Source organism: Desulfovibrio mangrovi, from assembly GCF_026230175.1.
GTDB classification, from domain to species: Bacteria; Desulfobacterota; Desulfovibrionia; order Desulfovibrionales; family Desulfovibrionaceae; genus Halodesulfovibrio; species Halodesulfovibrio mangrovi.
The window spans coordinates 3,209,827-3,228,710 of the sequence record NZ_CP104208.1; the positions used below are offsets into that span (position 1 = coordinate 3,209,827).

An 18,884-nucleotide genomic window follows, 5' to 3' on the forward strand; every position below is an offset into this window, starting at 1 on the left:
GCGCCTCCGGCGGGCAGGGGGATAATCCCCCTGCACCCCGTGGGTGCGATTTCAGGCAGTCTATAGTTTCCAGCTTCGGCTTATTCCCACTCCGGCCTTGATTAAGCCGGAATTGTGGGTATACCCGCTCAGGCGGTGTCGCCAGTCGGGGGTGCAGGGGGCCGTGGTCCCTGCCGGGTGCGGTCAGAGCCCGCCCCTCTTGCCCATCTGTTGGCGGATTAAACAGTTACCTGCTCTTCCAGACGGAGAACGGACGTGACCATACTTGCAGACGAACCCAAGCAGCGAGTCATACAGGAATATGTGCCGGGTAAGCAGATTACTCTGGCGCATGTGATCGCCAGCCCCCAGAAGAGCATCTACCTGAAGCTCGGTCTGGATAACGAGACCTGCGATGCCATCGGCCTTTTGACCATCACCCCCAGCGAGGGCGTGATCATTGCTGCGGACATCGCCACCAAGGCCGCCGGTGTGGACATCGGCTTTCTGGACCGTTTCGGCGGCTCCCTGCTGATCACGGGCGACGTTGGTAGTGTGGAAGCGGCTCTGCGCGGCGTTCTGGATTATTTCGACGGCGTGCTGCACTACGCGTCCGTTCCCATGACCCGTTCCTAGTCTGTTTCGGACCGGACGCGGCTTTTACAGGCTCCATACATGAAGAAGACCATGCTCATCGGCGAGACCGGCGCGGGCAAAAGCTCGCTCATCAGCGCGCTTTCCGGTGAGCATTTTGTTTCCCGCAGACCCATGGCGCTGGAGTTCTGCGGCCCCTTCATCAACACTCCCGGCGAGTTCCTCGAAAACCGCCGATTCTACCACGCCCTCATCACCACCTCCGCCGACTGCGAAATCCTGCTCATGGTGCAGGATGCCACCCGCAGAACCAGCGTATTCCCCCCGCAGTTTGCCCCCATTTTCAACCGAACCGTCATTGGTGTCATTACCAATACCGACGCCCCCGACGCCAATCCCGACCGTGCCGAACGCTTCCTGCACACCGCAGGAGCCCGTGAGATGTTCCGCGTGAGCACCGCCACCGGCGAAGGCCTTGCCCCTCTCTGGAAACGGTTGGGGTAAGCGCATAAGGGGATTCCGCCCCTGAGACTGCGATAGACCGTCATGCATCCTTTCTGAGTTCTTTCTCCTGATGGAGGGCAAGGCAGCCTTTAGTCCGTTTTTTCTGTACTTTTTTCTTCGGATGTAGAACTGTTCAATCTGCGCGTACCGCACTGAGCATATGCATACATACTGGAGGCGGGTATGAAGTTTTCCGGCGTCAACCTATTGGATGAACTGGAAAAAGAAGAGCTTGCGGGGCTTCGGGCCGTGTTTCATGAACGGTCCTTTCCCAAGTCGCAGGTCATCTATGCGGCGGACGACGAAGAGGATGCGGTCTTCATCATCGCACGCGGCAGGGTTCGGGTTTACCTTGCGTATGAAGACAAGGAGTTCACGCTCGGCATTCTGTCTCGCGGCGACATCTATTCCACCCACGCGGGCTGCTACATTCAGGCCATGGACGATACCGTGCTGCTGACAACGGACGTGCAGTCCGTGAAGCGGGTCATGATTGAGGTGCCTCTCTTCAACCGTACCATGGTCAGGGTGCTCGGCAACATTCTGAATAATGCCTTTTCCATCATCGGCGGCCTTGCCTTCAAGGATATCTACAAGCGTCTCATCAGCTATATTCTGCAGGAAGCGGAGGAGCACGGTGTGCCTGAGGCCGACGGCGTGGAACTGACGCTGAATCTGACTATCGAGCAGCTTGCTCAGCTCATGGGAGCGACCCGCCAGACCGTTTCCACCCTGCTGAACGACATGGTGCGTGCCGAGCTGATGCAGAAGCGCGGCAGGGGGCGTTATCTCATTCCCGATCTGGCCGCGCTGGAGCGAGCGGCAGGTGCCTGAGCGTTAGAACTATGGAGTCCTGTTATGCAGGACTCTTTTTTTCATGGTATGATCCCGAATGTCGGGTAGCCGACATACCCAGGATTTCTTCTGCGCTAGAGTATGCCGAAAGAGTAGGCAATTTCTCACTTTCACCTTTCCGAAGGGGCATGTTGCCCCCCGCATGCGGGGATGCCCCTGACGAACCGAGACAAGGAGGCGTGTATGGCGAAGGAACCGAGACCGGTGGACGATCTGACCATATGGGATGACGCCAAGGCGATGATCCTGAAGGGCAGAGCAGAGGGTATTGAAACCGTGCATGAGCGGCTTGCCCAGCAGACCCCGCATTGCAAATTCTGCGAACTGGGCACAACCTGCCGTAACTGTACCATGGGTCCGTGCCGCATCAGCGAAAAGATGCCGCGAGGCGTGTGCGGCGCAGACGCAGACGTGGTGGTGGCCCGTAACTTCGGCCGGTTTGTTGCCGGCGGCGCTGCAGGGCATTCCGACCACGGGCGTGACCTCATTGAGGTGCTGGAAGCCATTGTGGAAGGCGAAACCAGTGACTACCGCATTACGGACGAAGCCAAGCTGCGCGCCATTGCCGCCGAAGTGGGCGTGGCAACGGAAGCACATGGCATCATGGATATTGCGCGGGATCTGCTGGAAGTGTTTTTCGGTGACTTCGGCAGCCGCAAGAAGGAGGTTGCCTTCCTTTCCCGCGTGCCGCAGAAGCGCAAGGATATCTGGAAGAAGCTGGGCATGACCCCCCGCGGTGTGGACCGCGAGATTGCGGAAATGATGCACCGCACGCACATGGGCTGCGACAACGATGCGCCCAACACCCTCATCCATGCGGCCCGTACAGCCCTTGCCGACGGCTGGGCCGGTTCCATGATCGGCACCGAATTGTCCGACGTCATCTTCGGCACGCCCACGCCCAAGATGTCCACCGCCAACCTTGGCGTCATCAAGCAGGATCAGGTCAATATTCTGGTGCACGGGCATAATCCGGTGGTTTCGGAAATGATTCTGGCCGCCGCCCGCGATCCCGAACTGGTCGCCAAGGCCAAGGCGCTCGGCGCAAGCGGCATCAATGTGGCCGGTCTGTGCTGCACCGGCAACGAGCTGCTCATGCGGCAGGGCATTCCCATGGCGGGCAACCACCTCATGACGGAACTGGCCATCATCACCGGTGCGGTGGAGGCCGTAGTGGTGGACTATCAGTGCATCATGCCGAGCCTCGTGCAGATTTCCGGCTGCTACCACACCAAGTTCATCGATACCGCCCAGAAGGCCCGTTTCACCGGCGGCATCCACTTCGACATTCACCCGCACAATGCACTGGAACAGGCGAAGAAGATCGTGGAAATCGCGGTGAACGGCTTTGCAGAGCGCGACGCCTCTCGTGTGGACATTCCCTGCCAGCCTGTGGATATTATGACCGGCTTCTCCAACGAGGCCGTTATCAAGGCGCTGGGCGGCTCGCTCGATCCGCTGGTGCAGGCCATCGCCGGTGGCGACATCCGCGGCGCGGTCGCCATTGTGGGCTGCAACAACCCCAAGTTCAAACAGGACTCCATGAACGTGGGCCTCGCCAAGGAACTCATCAAACGCGACATTCTGGTCATTGCCACGGGCTGTGTCACCACGGCGGCAGGCAAGGCCGGACTGCTGGTGCCCAAGGGCATAGAGATGGCCGGTCCCGGCCTGAAGAAGGTCTGCGGCGCGTTGGGCATTCCACCCGTGCTGCATTACGGCTCCTGCGTGGACAACTCGCGCATCATGCAGCTGTGCGCGGCGCTGGCGAATACCTTGGGCGTGGACATCTCCGACCTGCCTGTGGGCGCATCCTCGCCGGAATGGTATTCGGAGAAGGCCGCCGCCATCGGGCTGTATGCCGTTGCCAGCGGCATCTACACGCATCTCGGCCATCCGCCGCACATCCTCGGCTCCAAGACCGTGACGGACCTTGCCGTTTCCGGCCTTGAAGGGCTTGTGGGCGCAACCTTCTTCATCGAACCCGATCCGGTGAAGGCTGCGGAGATGTTTGATGTGCGCATCAAGGCCAAGCGCAAGGCGCTGGGGCTGAGCGAATAGAACAGCATGCTGCGGGGCGGAGTGAGGCTTCGCCCCGCATTCTTGACGCGGGTTCGCGAAGGACGCGGAGACAGACAGGTGTGCCGGATGTTCGTTCCATACAGGGCGCGGACGCGTTGGTTTGAAGCAGGCGGGAAGGATTATGAAGATTGCTTTTGCAGGAAAGGGCGGGGTGGGCAAGACCTCGCTGGCGGCATGGACGGCTGACTGGCTGGCGCGGTCGGGCCGTAACGTCTGGATGGTGGATGCGGATACGGCCCTGTCGCTTGGGCAGGCTTCCGGCGTTTCAGCGGATGCCCTGCCGGAACCGCTCATCAGACGGGCTGATCTGGTGCGCGAACGCATCCATGCGGACGGTTTTCTCAAGCTGAATCCCGAGGTGGGCGACCTGCCGGAATCGCTGGCCGTGGACGTGCCGCTTGGTGGCCCTGTGCCTGATGGCGTGACTGCCGGACGTAAGCGGCTGTTGGTGATGGGAGCCGTGACCAACGCAGGCGGCGGCTGTGCCTGTGATGCCAACGCCCTGCTCAAGGCGGTGCTGGCGAATCTGATTGTGGATCGTGACGACTGGGTCATTGTCGATCTTGAAGCAGGAGTGGAGCATCTGGGACGCGGTACGGTGGCCCATGTGGACGGGCTGATCGTGGTCAGCGAACCTTCCATGCGCAGCCTGCAGACCGGTGCCGAAGTGGGCCGCATGGCTTCCGATTTGGGGTTGCATCGTCAGGTGCTGGCACTGAACCGCTTTCGCGGCGGGCAGGTGCCGGAGCTTGCGGGCCTGCCGACATCCTGCGTGACCATTCCCCAGCTGGACGGCCTGCTGGACAGACAGATGCAGAACGCCTCCGTTCTCGGCCTGCCGGAGTCCGAGGCCATTGACGCGCTGGTGCAGGATTGCCTCGGAAAACTGGCAGAATAATGATTCCCTGCTGCTCAGGGTAACGACAAATTCTGATTTGTCGGATTTCCCAATTCCATTAAGCCGAGATTGAGTTCAGAAACGGATTTCGATCGCTTACACGGGTGCAGGGGGATTATCCCCCTGCGAAGAAAAATATTCAAATGGCTTTGTCAGCAAGCTGAAAAGGGCCAGAACGCACGTTCTGGCCCTTTTCGTTTCTAAACAATAGCGAACGCTATCGTGTGATACTATCCCAGTTCCTGCTCCGTGCGGCTGATGATCTCTTCCTGATGATCGGCGTCCAGATCGACAAAGTAGTCGCTGTAGCCAGCCACGCGGACGAGCAGGTTGCGGTATTCATCCGGTGTTTCCTGGGCCTTGCGCAGGGTTTCGGTATCCACCACGTTGAACTGGATGTGGTGGCCGTTCATGGCAAAGTAGGTGCGGATGAGTTTGACCAGCTTGTCGAGATCCGCATCCCCCGCGAGCACGCTGGGCAGAAACCGCTGGTTCAGCAGCGTGCCGCCGGACTTGATCTGATCCATTTTGCTCAGGGACTTCACCACGGCGGTGGGGCCGTGGCGGTCTGCGCCGTGCGAGGGCGAGGTGCCGTCGGATTCGGGCAGGTGGGCGTAACGTCCGTTGGGCGTTGCCCCCAGCATCTTGCCGAAATAGACGTGGCAGGTGGTGGAGAGCATGTTCAGGTGGTACACGCTGCCCTTGGTGTTCGGCTTGCCGTCTATTGTGCAAAAGAGTGAATCGTATACGCGGCGCATGATGTTGTCTGCGCGGTCGTCGTCGTTGCCGAAGAAGGGCGTCTTGTTCCACAGGCGCAGGCGCAGGGCCTCGTGCCCCTCGAAGTTGGCGGCAAGGGCTTCCAGCAGGATGCGCATGCTCACCTTCTTCTGCTCGAACACGTGCGTTCTGATGGCGGAAAGACTGTCCGTGACGGTGCCGATGCCGCAGCACTGGATGTAGTTGGTGTTGTAGCGCGGGCCGCCGTCGTAGTAGTCGCGGCCGTTTTCTATGCAGTCGCGGATGACCACGGAGAGGAAGGGCGCGGGCGAATGGGCGGCATACATGCGCTCAATGTAGTTGTTCACGCGGACCTTCAGGTCCACCACGTATTCAAGCTGGCGGGTGAAGGCGGCGTAGAGTTCCTCGAAGTCGCGGAACTCGCGGGCATCGCCGGTTTCCGGCCCCACGCGCTTGCCCGTGAGCGGGTCCACGCCGTTGTTCAGGGCCACTTCCAGCACCTTGGGCACGTTCAGGTAGCCTGTGAGAATGTAGGCTTCCTTGCCGAACGAGCCGGTTTCTATGCAGCCGCTTGTGCCGCCTTCGCGGGCGTCTTCCACGCTCTTGCCCACGCGGATCTGCTGCATGACAACTGTGTCTGTGTTGAACACGCTGGGGTAGCCGTAGCCTTTGCGGATGACCTTGGCCGCAGCCTTGAGGAAGCGGTCCGGCGTCTGGCTGCTGACGTGTACGCTGGGCTGGGGCTGCAGCAGGTGCAGGTCGTCCACCACCTCGAGTATGAGATAGGAAACCTCGCTCACGCCGTCGGTGCCGTTGCGTTTGAGCCCGCCGAGGTTGATCTGGGTAAAATCGTTGTAGGTGCCGCTTTCCTTGGCGGTAACGCCCACCTTGGGCGGTGCGGGATGGTTGTTCACCTTGATCCAGAAACAGCTGAGAAGCTCCTTGGCGGCATCGCGCGTCAGGCTGCCGTCGGCGAGTCCTGCCTCGTAGAAGGGGGCAAGGTGCTGGTCAAGGTGCCCCGGACTCATGGCGTCCCAGCCGTTCAGTTCGGTGATGGTGCCAAGGTGCACGAACCAGTACATCTGTAGCGCTTCATGGAAGGTGCGCGGCGCGTTGGCAGGCACGTGGCGGCAGACGGCGGCGATATGCAGCAGTTCGGCCTTGCGGCTGGTGTCCGTCTCCGCTTCCGCCATGCGCTCGGCAAGCTCTGCGTGACGGTGGGCAAAGAGGATGACGGCGTCGCAGGCGATGTCCATGGCCTTGAGCTGGTCGGCGCGGGCCGAGGCGTGCGGGTCGTTCAGGTAGTCCAGACGGGCGATGCGGTCGGCTATGCGGGCCTTCAGGTCGTTGAGGCCGTTTTCGTAGATCATGCCGTCCAGCGCGGTGTGGCCGGGGGCGCGCTGTTCCATGAACTCGGTGAACAGGCCGGATTCATAGGCGTCGCGCCATTCCTGCGGTACGTGCGCAAACACGCGGTCGCGCATGGAGCGACCCTGCCAGTAGGGAATGACCTCACGTTCGTAGGTGGCGATGTCTTCTTCGGCGACCGTGTAATTGGCCATTTCGCGGCTGTTCAGAATGCGCAGGTCGTCGGCGGAATGGCAGGTCAGCTCGGGAAAGGTGGGCACAACCTTGGGTGCGGGGCCGCGCTCGCCCACGATAAGCTCATCGGGGCCGATATGGATGGTCTTGCGCTCGCACAGAAATTTGAAGAACAGGGCACGCAGCACCGGCAGCGGATGCCTGCCGTATTCGGCCTTGTAGAATTCGGTCTCCAGCAGCGCCCGCTCTATGGAGATGGCGGGCTTTGCCTCGAAGCTTTCCTTGCGCAGATTCCAGATTCGCTGATTCACGCTAGCCTCCTATGCGGACCTTGAGTCCGTATCCTTCGAGCGTGCGCACGGCGCGCTGCACGTCCTCGGGTGCGGATTTGGGAATGTCGGCGCCTTTGTACTCCATGCCCAGCTTGGTGTACTTTGCCTTGGCAATGCCGTGGTAGGGCAGCACGTCGATATGCCTGATGCCGGGCAGACCGGAAACGAATTCGCCCGTGGCTCTCAGGTTCTTCTCATCATCGTTGATGCCCGGAATGAGCGGCATGCGTACCTGCACGGCGTGACCCTGCCGCGCCAGTGAGCGCAGGTTTTCCAGAATGCGTTCGTTGGGCACGCCGGTGTATTGCTCGTGAAGGGCGCTGTCCATGTGCTTGAGGTCGAAGAGGAACAGGTCGGTTTCCTTCGCCACGTGGAGCAGCAGGGAGTTTTCCGCAAAGCCGCTGGTGTCTACCACGCGGTGCAGGCCGCGCTTGCCGCACAGGCGCAGCATCTCCAGCAGAAAACCGGGTTGCGAGAGCGGTTCGCCGCCGGAAAAGGTCACGCCCCCCTGTGAGCCGTTGTAAAAGGCGCTGTCCTTTTCAATGGTCTGCAGCACCGCATCCGCCTGAACCGTATAGCCTGTGGCCTCGTGCGCCAGTGCGGGGCAGGTTTCCGCGCACAGGCCGCATGCCTTGCACAGATCGAGCTTTCTGCGCGGCCCCGATGAAGAAATCTTCAATGCCTTTTGCGGACAGACGTCTATGCATTCGCCGCAGCCCACGCACTTTTCCGCCACGGTGACCATGCCTATGTCGTGCCGCAGCCCTTCCGGATTGTGGCACCACCAGCACGAGAGCGGGCAGCCCTTGAAAAACACCGTGGTGCGGAGGTCCGGCCCGTCATGGATGGCGTAGCGTTTGATGGCGAAAATGGTTCCTTCTGTCTTGGCGGGGCAGATGCCGAGCATGGTTCAGGCTCCTTCTCAATTAGTAATGGCTACCAATAAAAGATAGCTTCGGCAACAGGAATGTGCGAAGGGCGCGTCCGATCTGATCATGAGCGGAAGATGAAATAGACCGCACCCAGCAGGCAGAGGCTGGCCCACAGGTAGTCCAGCTTGAGGGGCTGCCCCATGTACCAGATGGAAAAGGGGGCGAACACGGCAAGCGCAATGACTTCCTGCATGATCTTGAGCTGGGGAAGCGTGAAGGTGCCGTAGCCGATTCGGTTGGCCGGAACCTGGATCATGTATTCGAAAAAGGCGATGCCCCAGCTCGCTATGGCCGCCACATACCATGCCCTGCCGGACAGGTTTTTCAAGTGCGCGTACCATGCAAAGGTCATGAATACATTGGAAAGGAACAGGAGTCCAACAGTGCGGAATGCAACGGAGACCATGACGGACCTCGTGGTGGGAAGGAATATGCGCCCGTCGTCCTGCCTTGGAAAAAGGCGTTCGGACAACGGGCGCATTCAAGCAATAGGGCGGTTTTTCGGTTCCTGCAAGAGGGGGGATTGCCTTGGGCTGCGAAGCCAGAAGCTCCCTAGTCCTCCATCTGCAGATAGGCTTCCATGATCACCTTCAGGCCGAAGCCGGGGAAGTTGACCCGGTATTTGTCCGGCGGCACGTGCTGCACCAGCTTGCCGCGTCCGAATATCTTGTGCGTGCAGTAGCCCAGCTTGCGCTGGCTGGTGCGCGATGCGGCTGGTGCGTCCGGGGCGGTGCGCTGGAATGCGTTCGGAGAATCGGGGGCGGGGGGCACGCTGTCGCCAAGGCGCATGGTGCGCTGCTGGTGGTATTCGCGCTGCATCAGGGCACCGGTGTAGTTCTCCTTCCACTCCTCGTACAGGTAGATAGGCAGGTCGCGCACAAAGGGGCTGGGCATGGCTGGCTCGTTGCCACCGCCTCCACGGCTGTAGATGGAAGAGGGCACAAAGAGCCCGAGGTATTCCCGTGCGCGGGTGCAGGCCACGTACATGAGGCGGCGCTCCTCTTCCAGATCGTCGGCTTTCTGCAGGGCTTGCTTGGAGGGGAAGCGTTCTTCCACCAGATCGATGACCAGCACGGCGTCCCACTCAAGCCCCTTGGCAGAATGCACCGTTGAGAGCGTGATGTGGTTCTCGGCTGCTGCGGCATCCGGATTGGGGTCTTCCAGCGAAAGGTCGGAGACGAAGAGGTCCAGCTCGCGGTAGGTGGCCGCAATCTGCACCAGTTGCTCAAGGCCGTGTTCGCGGCGGGGGTAGTCGTCGGGATAGAGCTGCATCAGTCTGGGTTTGTAGACCTCCAGCACCTCTTCCAGCACTTCCACGGGCTCAAGGCGCTGTCTGCGCAGGCTGTCTATCAGCTCAAGGTCCTTGGCAAAGTCGGGATACTTCTTCAGCAGCCTGTCCAGCGCGGAAGGATCGGCAAGGCGCGAAGCCTCGTAAATCTTCAGGGCCGTCTTGGGGCCCACGCCTTTCACGTTGGCGGCAAGGCGCTGGAATGCGGGCAGGTCCAGCGGGTTGATGAGCAGGCGCACGTAGCTCATCACGTCCTTCACGTGTGCGGCGTCGGAATACTTCACGCCGCCGTACTTTCTGAAGGGAATGCCCGCCTTGGAAAGCTGCATTTCAATATGGTAGGACTGGTAGCCCGCGCGGAAGAGCACGGCGATGTCCTTGGGCTCGTAGGTCCGGCGCAGTTCCGCGATCTTGTTCACCACCTGATTGGCCTGCGTGAGGTCCGACAGGGGCTTCACGAGCTGCGGCAGCGAGCCGCCCGTGCGGCTGGTGAACAGGTTCTTTTGGAAGGCTACGGGCGCTTCGGCCAGAATGGCGTTGGTCAGATCCAGCACGGGCTGTACGGAGCGGTAGTTCTCTTCCAGCTTCACGATGCGCGTGCCGGGGAACATGGCAGGAAATTCCAGAATATTCTGCACGTTGGCGCCGCGGAAGGCGTAGATGGACTGGGCGTCGTCGCCCACGGCCATGACGTTGCGGTGTCCGCCCGCCAGCAGCTGTACCAGTCGCGCCTGCACGAGGTTGGTGTCCTGATACTCGTCCACCATGATGTATTTGAAGCGGTGGCGGTAATAGTCCAGCAGGTCGTCGCGGCTGCGCAGCAGGTTTTCCATCTCGAAGAGCAGGTCGTCGTAGTCCAGCAGGCCGTGTTCGCGCTTGTAGTTGTTGTAGCCGCCAGCGATCTCCACGATGTCGTCGCGGTAGGCGGCAAGGTGGAAGGCCTCGCGCTGCAGAATGTCGCCGATCTCGCGTTCCTTGTTGCGCGCCTTGGAGAGCATGCCCATGACCGTGGCTGTCTTGGGGAACGACTTGTCGCCCTTGCCCAGCCCCAGCGTATCCTTGCAGTACTTGAGTGCCTCGGTGGCGTCTGCCGAATCCATGATGGAAAGGCCGCCTTCGTAGCCCTGCGGGGGGTGCTGGCGCAGCACGGAATAGGCGAAACCGTGGAAGGTGCCGCCGGATACCGCACCAATGCCGCGGCCGAGCAGCTCGCCCGCGCGGTGCAGCATTTCCTGCGAGGCCTTGCGGGTAAAGGTGAGCAGCAGAATATCGTGGGCGGCAATGCCCTGTTCGACCATGTTGGCCAGCCGGTACACTACCGTGCGCGTCTTGCCGGAGCCCGCGCCCGCAATGCAGAGCAGGGGGCCGTCCAGCGTCATGGCCGCTTCGTATTGGGCAGGATTCAGTTCTTTCTTGTAATCGATCATGGTGGCTCTATGTAATGCATGCCCCGGGCGGCCAAGGGGCATGATGCCCTTTGGAGTCCCCACCCGTGCGTTGGTTCAAGTCATGCCGCGTGCGGCTTGTCTGCACTACTACGGATCGGCTGTGACGGCAAATGCAGGGGCGGGGACGATAAAAAAGGGCGCATCCTCGCGGACACGCCCCATTGCGGCATGTGGAGCGCCTATTCAGCCAGCGATTTGCACCAGACGTTCATACTTTCCAACCCGCCGGAGATATTTGTGTTGTTGGGCAAGGTTCCGCCAAAGACATAGCCCGCGCGGGCAAAGACACTGTTCATGGCCGGACTGACGGCCCGCGCAATGGTGTAGGCCGAAACAAAGCCCTTTTCCCTCACCGCGTTTTCCATGGCTGTGAGCAGCCGAAGGGCAGCTCCGCGCTTGCGGTATTCCGGCAGTGTGGCAAAGTCCGTCATTTCGGCGCAGCCCCAGTCGGTGTCCAGCTCTGCGGAAGAGGCCGCCACCAGCCGTCCCCGGCGGAAGATTCCGAAGAACAGCACATGACTGCGCATGGTGTCGCGAAGATAGGCAGGGTCATCGACCGGAAAGGGGTAGGAGTCGAAGACCGTGTCATAGAGCGCGGCCAGTTCCTCTGCGTGCTCTGCATCAAGGGCAACGACAGAGGCGGTATCCACCTCGTCGGGGTCTATAACCGTTTTGGCATCCGCAATTTCCAGCACGTTGCGTATTGTTGCGGCATCACACTGTTCTGCGCGGGAAGGATTGAGATATTTGCCAAGAAAGACACCGGAGCGTTCGCCGCGGTACAAGCCCGGGGCGTTGGCTTCGGGGGCGAAGCCGCGATCCAGAAAGACCTTTGCCGCAAAGGCCGGAACCTTGGCAAAGAGCTTGGAATATCCATTCTCCCTGCCGAGGCTTTCCATTTCGTCCACGATATCCGGCAGGTCTGCCGTATCCAGCTTCATGAGATAGACGCGGTCGTTGAGCGGCCCGTGCTGGATGCATGTGTTACCGTTGTTTCCCACTTTGGTCACAATATCAGGCTGCATCATCCCTCCGCTCCATACGGTCGGTGTTCTCGGGGGTGAGGCAGGTGGTATCATCCCAGTCTGAAAGCAGTTTTTCTATGCCTATGGCCCGTTCTTCCGCGTCCTCTTCCTTCAGCTTGAGGTTGCAGGTGCCGCAATTGCGGTCGCAGTAGCTTGGCTCATAGGATGCGGGCTCGTTGTAGGTGGTGATGACACCCTCATAGTTCCGGAGAACAACCTTGTTGGTCCCCCACGAGACAATGTAGTTGGGCGAAACTGGAATCTTGCCGCCGCCACCGGGGGCGTCGACCACATAGGTAGGTACGGCGTAGCCGCTGGTATGCCCGCGCAGGCTTTCGATAATCTCAATGCCTTTGCTGATGGGGGTGCGGAAGTGGGTGAGGCCCTCTGAGAGGTCGCACTGGTAAAGGTAATAGGGGCGCACCCTGTTCTGCACCAGCTTCTGATTGAGTTTTTTGATCAGACGAGGGCAGTCGTTTACGCCAGCGAGCAGAACGCTCTGATTGCCGAGGGGAATCCCCGCATCGGCTAGTCGCCGCAAGGCCTGTCGCGAGGACTGGGTCAGCTCTCTCGGGTGGTTGAAATGCGTGTTGATCCATAGCGGGTGATGCTTTTTGAGTATCTCCACCAGCGAATCCGTGATGCGGTACGGCAGTACCACCGGCATTCTGGTGCCGATGCGGACAACTTCCACATGCTCGATTTCCCGCACCTTGGAGAGAATCCAGTCCAGCCGTTCGTCGGAGAGCATGAGGGGATCGCCGCCGGAGAGCAGAACGTCGCGTATCTGGGGGGTGTTTCTTATGTATTCCAGTCCTTCCTCAAGCACGTCCTTGGTGGGAATGGAGTCCTTGTCACCCACTTTGCGTTTGCGGGTGCAATGGCGGCAGTACATGGAGCAGAGGTTGCTGATGTGAAAGAGCACCCTGTCGGGATAACGGTGCGTGATGCCGGGGGCGGGGCTGTCAGCGTCTTCATGCAGCGGGTCCACCATGTCGGAGCGTTCGATGTTCAATTCCTCGGCAGAGGGAAAAGCCTGCATGAATGTGGGATCGTTGCGGAAGTCTTCTGCCTCGATCAACGAAAGATAGTATGGCGTAACAGCCATGGGAAATTTTTTGAGGGTCAGCTCATACAGGCGTTTCTCGGTGGAGGAAAAGGAGATGCCGAGCACTTTTTCCACATCTTCCACAGACCGGACAGTGTTGCGGATGTGCCACTTCCAGTCGGTCCAGTCGCTACGGGATGCCCCGTCCTGCAGAGATTGGGCAACATCGCGCTGGTGTTCGGTGAATATTTTCAAAACAACTCCTTGGTTAAAGGTCCGGCCGGATGCAACGGGAGACTCCCCCCATGCCGGCAGTTCCCCTCTGCCCCTCTGTCTCGTGGCCGCAAAAGCAGGGCTGACGCTGTCAGGCCTGAAAAATGATGGGAGTAAGGGGGCGCACGAGGTCGGGGGTATCGGTCTGGCTACAGTGGTCCTAGTGGTCTTGCAGCGCAGTTCCCGAAGGGGGCGAGATGCTTAGGATCTCGATCTTGCTGATTATGCGAGATAATGGGCAGCTGGAAAAGGGGAAGAATCAGGGGTGAATCGGGTATGTGACTCCCCGAATTCGCAGGCGGTTGGGATGGGCGAGGTGAAGCTACGAAGGCGTTCGGGATGGCTAGCCTATGAGAAGGTTTCCGATAGCTGTTGGTTCCGCAAGGCCGAACCAGCGCAGAATCTCTTTGCCGACATCCCGCACCCGAACGACGGGGCCATGGGCTTCTGCGGCGCTGTCGAAGAAAAAGACGTCGTGCACCGTATGCGTACCTGTTCTGCCGAAGGTGCCGAAGGCTTTGCGCCGGTTGAACTTGGCCTTGAGGTCGAAGCCGGGGTGCGTTTCGCAGACAAGGTCCGGCGCATAGGGGCGCATGGGGCCGTTGTACAGTGCATCAGCTGTGTGGATTTCCTTGAAAACGGGTTGCCCCTGATAGCGGATGTCCATGAGTGCGGTGCGGATGCGCTGCGTCAGGCCGGCGGCCTCTGCCGCATCCACACTGCCGCGCGCAAAGCGGTCGCGCCGGTGCAGGTAGATGCGTCCGGGGTCCAGCGCAAAGGCCTTGGTCGCGGGCGTTATGCCCGTGGCGTCCAGATCGTCGCAGGCTTCGGGGGGCAGGGCGGTGTGCAGTAGGCCCATGTCGCGCAGCAGGGCGTTCACATCCACTTCCGTGATCAGGCGGGTGAAACCGTGGTCCGCCAAGGCCAGCAGACGCTTGGGTTCCGGCAGTGCCTCGTAGCGGTCCAGCAGTTCGCCGATCAGCACATCCCATTCGGCCAGAAGCTCCATGCAGGGGCCATGCAGCGGGTGCAGGGCATCCTCCACGGCATCGAAGAGGAAATGGAAGAGCCGGTCTGTCTCCGTGAGCACGAATATGAAGCAGTTCCACGCAAGGTCCGGCCAGAGCATGTTCAGAGCGTTGCGGCGGGATTTGACGGTGCGTCGCAGTTCCGAAAGCAGGTGCAGCGGTTCCTGCGCGGCGTGGGCGGTGTCCGCTTCCAGCAGATAGCCCTTGTCGCGGAGCATGCCAGCCAGCATGGGCGGGAATACGGCACGCGACAGTTCTTCCGCCACGAAGCCGGAAATCAGCATGCCCTTGATGGGGCGCGCTGGATAGGTGTTCGGCAGATTGATGCTGCGCGAGGAGAATCCGGCCTGTCCCAGCTTGTCGAAGAGCGTGGGAACCTGCACGTGCGCGAAATTGGTCAGTCCCATCTCGTAGGTATGGGCGTGGATGCGGGTGAAGCCGAACACCCCGTGCTCCTCCGGTCCGGCGGCGGTCATGAAGCTGGTCCAGTTGACGGGCGAAAGCTCCGGCAGTTCCGCTGTAATGGCGCGGGCGTGCGTGACGAGTCTGCCGAGGTTGGGGCAGGTGCCTCCGGCCACCAGCCGATGCGCGAGGCTGAGCGGAAGGCCGTCCAGCCCCAGCACGACAAGTCGGGGGTGTGCCTGCAGGGAATCGGTCGCGGAACTGAATGCTGTCATGCCTGCGGGTGTAGCAAAAGGTTGATGGATGCGCCAGTTGCACTGGAGGCCCTTCTTTGGGGGCGCGCCATTGCGGACTTTGTGGCGGCAGGTCAATCCATTGAGATTGCAGATGAATTGACGCAGGGCTCCGGCGGGGTGTATATATGGGAGGACAGCCTTTCATTCCTTGCGAACAGGCAGCGGGAGGCGGTGTTCCGGCCTTGTGTCGCGGGGGCGACGACTGGCCGGAGACTTCGGCAGAAATCTTCGGGGGACGCCAAGGAGTATGATTGATGGCCAAGCATGACTGCGAAGTGTTCGGACACATGCTGTACAGCTCCGAGCTCAGTTACAATGAGCTCTATGCCATTGAAGCCGATCTGATTGATGAGTTGCAGGCCGCGCTTGAGCGCATCAACGCCGAGCATATTGACCTTGTGGGGCTGGGAGACGCGCTGCGGATGCAGTGCGTTCTGACCGACTACGACGAGATCGTGTTTCACGAACTCTGCGATGCCGTGGCTGCCTTCCTGCCCAAAAAGGTGCAGGGCCGCCTGCTCTTTGTACATAAGGATCTCTCCATCGTGCATCTCTACTGCTTCATGGATGGCGGCTGGAAGGAGGCTGCGGTGGATATTTCGATGAAGGCCTGCCGCATCGGCGAAGAGATTGAGCCTGCCATCATGCGCACCGACCTGAACGGCGAATTGCCCGACGGCGGTTAGCAGCGCGGCGAGGCAATCTGTTCGCCCTGTCTCCTGAACAGGGGCGACATGTGGGTTCTTTCCCGCTCCTCAGCTGCGATGCCCGAAAAATCACGCTTCCGAGTCGAAATAGGCCCTAAACAGGCCCGAAAAGGTTGACGCACTGACGCTCTCCATACTACGAAGCGTCACTTCCCACGCCCGGGTGGTGGAATTGGTAGACACAAGAGACTTAAAATCTCTCGGCCTTCGGGCTGTACGGGTTCAAGTCCCGTCCTGGGTACCAAGGAATAACATAGGCTTACGATCAAATTGATCGTAAGCCTTTAACTTTGACTCGGTGCAACGTCGCCAATATTTTTGTTTGAAAATGGAGGTCTGGTTAATTGCGCGATGGACTACTGACTTCGTAATCGCGACAAAGGTCAGTTTCTTTCGCAGTCTATGATTTGACTAATTCCTCTTTCAAGGCCACCGTCAGGCACGCTCCCCCCCCAAAGAAGACGCTACACCAACCCCCAACTCATGGGAGTTCCGGCTTTTATTGCGGATGTTGCAGCCTTGCCCAGTATCTGATCCAGATATCGCGGGGGCATGCCGTAGCCCGGCCTGATGGATCGTACGTTGTCAGGGGTAAAAACCTCGCCTGCCTTCATGTCTTTGACCACAAATAGCGAGCGACGAAATACGGTGCTTTCTTGCTGCTTTTCTGTCAGCTCGTAAGAGACTCGGCCGATCGCCTGCTCCACCGTCCGCACATCGTGCACCAGTTGCTTGAGTTCGTACGGTTCCATGCTGAAGGCTGCGTCCGGGCCGCCATCTGCACGGGCGAGCGTGAAGTGTTTTTCAATGACGGTTGCGCCAAGAGCCACTGCAGCTACCGCCACCGCGCTGCCCAGTGTATGATCCGAAAGGCCGACGGGGCATCCGAAGGCCTCGGCCATATGCGGAATGGTGAGCAGGTTCGCTTCATTTGCAGGGGCGGGATAGGCAGAGGTGCATTTGAGCAGGGTCAGGTCTGTCGTGCCGTTCTCCCGCAACGTCCGGACGGCTTCGTCTATTTCGGCGAGCGAAGCCATGCCCGTGGATAGAATGACCGGCTTGCCCGTGCCGGCAACCTTTTTGAGCAACGGGATGTCCACCGCCTCAAACGAGGCTATCTTGTGTCTGGACACGCCGTATTTTTCCAGAAAATCAACAGCCGTTGCATCGAACGGCGTAGAAAAGCAGTCCATGCCCAAATCTTTTGCGCAGGCCATGAGGCGTGGCGTCCATTCCCACGGGGTATGCGCCTCTTGATAGAGATCGTGCAGCGTGCGGCCGTCCCACAGGGTGCCCTTTATGCGAAAGTATTCATTGTCGCAGGGGATGGTCATGGTGTCTGCGGTATACGTCTGCAGCTTCACTGCGTCAGCGCCAGCCTCGGCAGCGGCGCGGATGATGGCCTCCGCGCGTTCAACAGAGCCTTTGTGGTTGGCGGATACTTCCGCGATGATACATGTGCGGAGGGGTGAATTGCCGGTTGCAGGGGTGCTCATGAATCATTCTCTTTTACAGTGATGGTGACATCCGCTTCAATTTTCCCATGCCGCAAGGAGGCCTTTCTGAATTCCATTCTAAAGCGATCCGTTTCGAGAAATGCTGCGGGATAGCCCTCTGCATCAAGCATGCGGATGTGGTCGAACAGAGCCTCAAGAGAAGGGAGCTTGCTGATATTGCTTTGCTCCGGTTTCCGCCTTTCAAAGAACGTTGGCTCTCCGCTTTGGGGTACGGGCTGGGGCGAGGTGTCGATGATCTCGACGATCATCTCCTCCATGATCGATGCCGCCCGTAAAAAAATCTCTTCCGCACTTCCATGTAATGACAGCGGGCGCTTCATGTAAACCGGCCCGGCATCCACCTCTTCCGTGCAGCGCAGGGCAGACAACTTTGTCTCCGTGAAGCCTCTTTGTATCAGGTTCTGCAAAGGGCTGCCGCCGCGCCCGAATGGCAGGTCGGTCATATGAAAAATGATGGTTTCATAGCGGGACCATATGGTTTCCGGAATGATCCATGACCAGTGGGGAACAAAAATGCTTCTGGGGTTTATGGCGTCAAAAGGGAACGCTCGCAGCTCCTCGGGGGTGGATACGGTGTAAAAGACATGCCCCGTCGCCTGTTGAAGGCGGTGCGCCATGGATGAAAGCCACGGCCTTGATGCTGCCAGAACAAAGTTGTGTGGCACTATACCATCCCCCTGCACAGCATGAATCCCTCTGCCGCGTTGCAACCGGACTGTGCTCCGCGCAGCTTTGCCAGATGGTGCACTCCCTCATGGCTTCTGGGGTGCGGAAACGGGCGCATCTCTGTTTCATAGGCGTGCAGCGCATTCATTTTTGCTTCCAGCGTGCCAGAGATATCAACAAACAGGTTGGGCACGAAGGGGGAATGTATGCTGCTTCCGGAGTATTCCGTGCTGGATGGAACCTCGAAGGCCATAATATTCTTCACATAGGCCCCCGGAAGAGGGCGGAACGCCGTCAGCACAGCATGGTGCGTCAGCCTGTGGTCAATGTTCAGATCGCCGAAATGGTGGGTGAATACTGTATCCGGTCTGATCTCATTACCTATTTCTTCAATGTATTTGACAAGTTCGATGAGGGGGAGGCTGTCAAAGCGATTGTCCGGAAATCCTGAAAAGCCTCTGTCGGCAGGGGTGATAACCTGAGAGATGCCAAGGATGTCTCCGGCGGTGCGGGCACTGGCAAAGGCGCGCTCTCTTTCACGGTCCGCCAATGGGCCTTGCTCGGATGCTATGCGGGCAAGCGGGCCTTCTCCCAACAGCAGCACGGAAACCCGCGTCCCTTGAGCCGCAAGGCGCGCCATGGTGCCCCCGCATCCGAGGATCTCGTCATCCGGATGGGCGGCAATTACCATCACATTCTGCCATGTCGTCATGAATCACCCACCTGCGTT

16 protein-coding genes and 1 tRNA gene are annotated in these 18,884 nt (G+C 59.7%); 7 read left to right on the top strand and 10 right to left on the bottom strand.

Translation table 11 applies throughout. The features are described from left to right. Window positions 1-255: 255 nt before the first annotated feature. From N1030_RS14390 to N1030_RS14410, 5 genes are all read left to right on the top strand, one after another. Entirely contained in the window at window positions 256-615 is a 360-nt protein-coding gene (locus N1030_RS14390; RefSeq protein ID WP_276038035.1) for a BMC domain-containing protein, read from the top strand. A gap of 39 nt (window positions 616-654) precedes the next feature. Continuing rightward, a complete protein-coding gene (locus tag N1030_RS14395; protein ID WP_265826186.1) occupies window positions 655-1,077 on the top strand; it encodes a EutP/PduV family microcompartment system protein in 423 nt (140 codons plus the stop codon). Between the two features lie 183 nt (window positions 1,078-1,260). Then, a complete protein-coding gene (locus N1030_RS14400) occupies window positions 1,261-1,911 on the top strand; it encodes a Crp/Fnr family transcriptional regulator (protein WP_265826187.1) in 651 nt (216 codons plus the stop codon). Between the two features lie 204 nt (window positions 1,912-2,115). Further along, window positions 2,116-3,993 (top strand): anaerobic carbon-monoxide dehydrogenase catalytic subunit, encoded by a 1,878-nt coding sequence (gene cooS, locus N1030_RS14405; RefSeq protein ID WP_265826188.1) that lies wholly within the window; start codon window positions 2,116-2,118, stop codon window positions 3,991-3,993. Window positions 3,994-4,135: 142 nt separating this feature from the next. Beyond that, window positions 4,136-4,912 carry an ATP-binding protein gene (locus N1030_RS14410; protein ID WP_265826189.1) on the top strand — a complete coding sequence of 259 codons (777 nt, stop codon included), beginning with the start codon at window positions 4,136-4,138 and terminating at the stop codon, window positions 4,910-4,912. A gap of 230 nt (window positions 4,913-5,142) precedes the next feature. Here the strand turns inward: N1030_RS14410 and hypD are convergent, their stop codons facing one another. The 7 genes from hypD to N1030_RS14445 all read right to left on the bottom strand — a co-directional run bounded on the left by hypD (window position 5,143) and on the right by N1030_RS14445 (window position 15,243). After that, window positions 5,143-7,503, bottom strand: a complete 2,361-nt coding sequence (gene hypD / locus N1030_RS14415) for a trans-4-hydroxy-L-proline dehydratase (protein ID WP_265826191.1) — start codon at window positions 7,501-7,503, stop codon at window positions 5,143-5,145. 1 nt (window position 7,504) lies between these two features. Further along, window positions 7,505-8,431, bottom strand: coding sequence for a glycyl-radical enzyme activating protein (locus N1030_RS14420; RefSeq protein WP_265826192.1), 927 nt, complete (start codon window positions 8,429-8,431; stop codon window positions 7,505-7,507). Between the two features lie 86 nt (window positions 8,432-8,517). Next, window positions 8,518-8,862 carry a DMT family protein gene (locus N1030_RS14425; protein ID WP_265826193.1) on the bottom strand — a complete coding sequence of 115 codons (345 nt, stop codon included), beginning with the start codon at window positions 8,860-8,862 and terminating at the stop codon, window positions 8,518-8,520. A 146-nt stretch (window positions 8,863-9,008) separates the two neighbouring features. Further along, entirely contained in the window at window positions 9,009-11,171 is a 2,163-nt protein-coding gene (locus tag N1030_RS14430; RefSeq protein ID WP_265826194.1) for an ATP-dependent helicase, read from the bottom strand. A gap of 200 nt (window positions 11,172-11,371) precedes the next feature. Further along, window positions 11,372-12,217 carry a putative beta-lysine N-acetyltransferase gene (gene ablB / locus N1030_RS14435; protein ID WP_265826195.1) on the bottom strand — a complete coding sequence of 282 codons (846 nt, stop codon included), beginning with the start codon at window positions 12,215-12,217 and terminating at the stop codon, window positions 11,372-11,374. Beyond that, window positions 12,207-13,520: a lysine 2,3-aminomutase gene (gene kamA / locus N1030_RS14440; RefSeq protein WP_265826196.1), complete on the bottom strand. Its 1,314-nt coding sequence runs from the start codon at window positions 13,518-13,520 to the stop codon at window positions 12,207-12,209. The genes ablB and kamA overlap by 11 nt, the downstream gene beginning before the upstream one ends. A 361-nt stretch (window positions 13,521-13,881) precedes the next feature. Next, window positions 13,882-15,243: an alkaline phosphatase family protein gene (locus tag N1030_RS14445; RefSeq protein ID WP_265826198.1), complete on the bottom strand. Its 1,362-nt coding sequence runs from the start codon at window positions 15,241-15,243 to the stop codon at window positions 13,882-13,884. Window positions 15,244-15,518: 275 nt separating this feature from the next. Here N1030_RS14445 and N1030_RS14450 point away from each other — a divergent pair, with 275 nt between their 5' ends. Then, window positions 15,519-15,950 carry a hypothetical protein gene (locus N1030_RS14450; RefSeq protein ID WP_265826200.1) on the top strand — a complete coding sequence of 144 codons (432 nt, stop codon included), beginning with the start codon at window positions 15,519-15,521 and terminating at the stop codon, window positions 15,948-15,950. A 178-nt stretch (window positions 15,951-16,128) separates the two neighbouring features. Then, window positions 16,129-16,215: transfer RNA gene (locus tag N1030_RS14455), tRNA-Leu, on the top strand. A 220-nt stretch (window positions 16,216-16,435) separates the two neighbouring features. Here the strand turns inward: N1030_RS14455 and pseI are convergent. The 3 genes from pseI to N1030_RS14470 form a co-directional block, all read right to left on the bottom strand. Then, window positions 16,436-17,467 (bottom strand): pseudaminic acid synthase, encoded by a 1,032-nt coding sequence (gene pseI / locus N1030_RS14460; RefSeq protein WP_265826201.1) that lies wholly within the window; start codon window positions 17,465-17,467, stop codon window positions 16,436-16,438. Continuing rightward, window positions 17,464-17,931, bottom strand: coding sequence for a formyl transferase (locus N1030_RS14465; RefSeq protein WP_265826202.1), 468 nt, complete (start codon window positions 17,929-17,931; stop codon window positions 17,464-17,466). Before N1030_RS14465 ends, pseI begins: the two co-directional genes overlap by 4 nt. Window positions 17,932-18,152: 221 nt before the next feature. Next, window positions 18,153-18,866 (bottom strand): PIG-L deacetylase family protein, encoded by a 714-nt coding sequence (locus N1030_RS14470; protein WP_265826203.1) that lies wholly within the window; start codon window positions 18,864-18,866, stop codon window positions 18,153-18,155. Window positions 18,867-18,884: the final 18 nt, after the last annotated feature.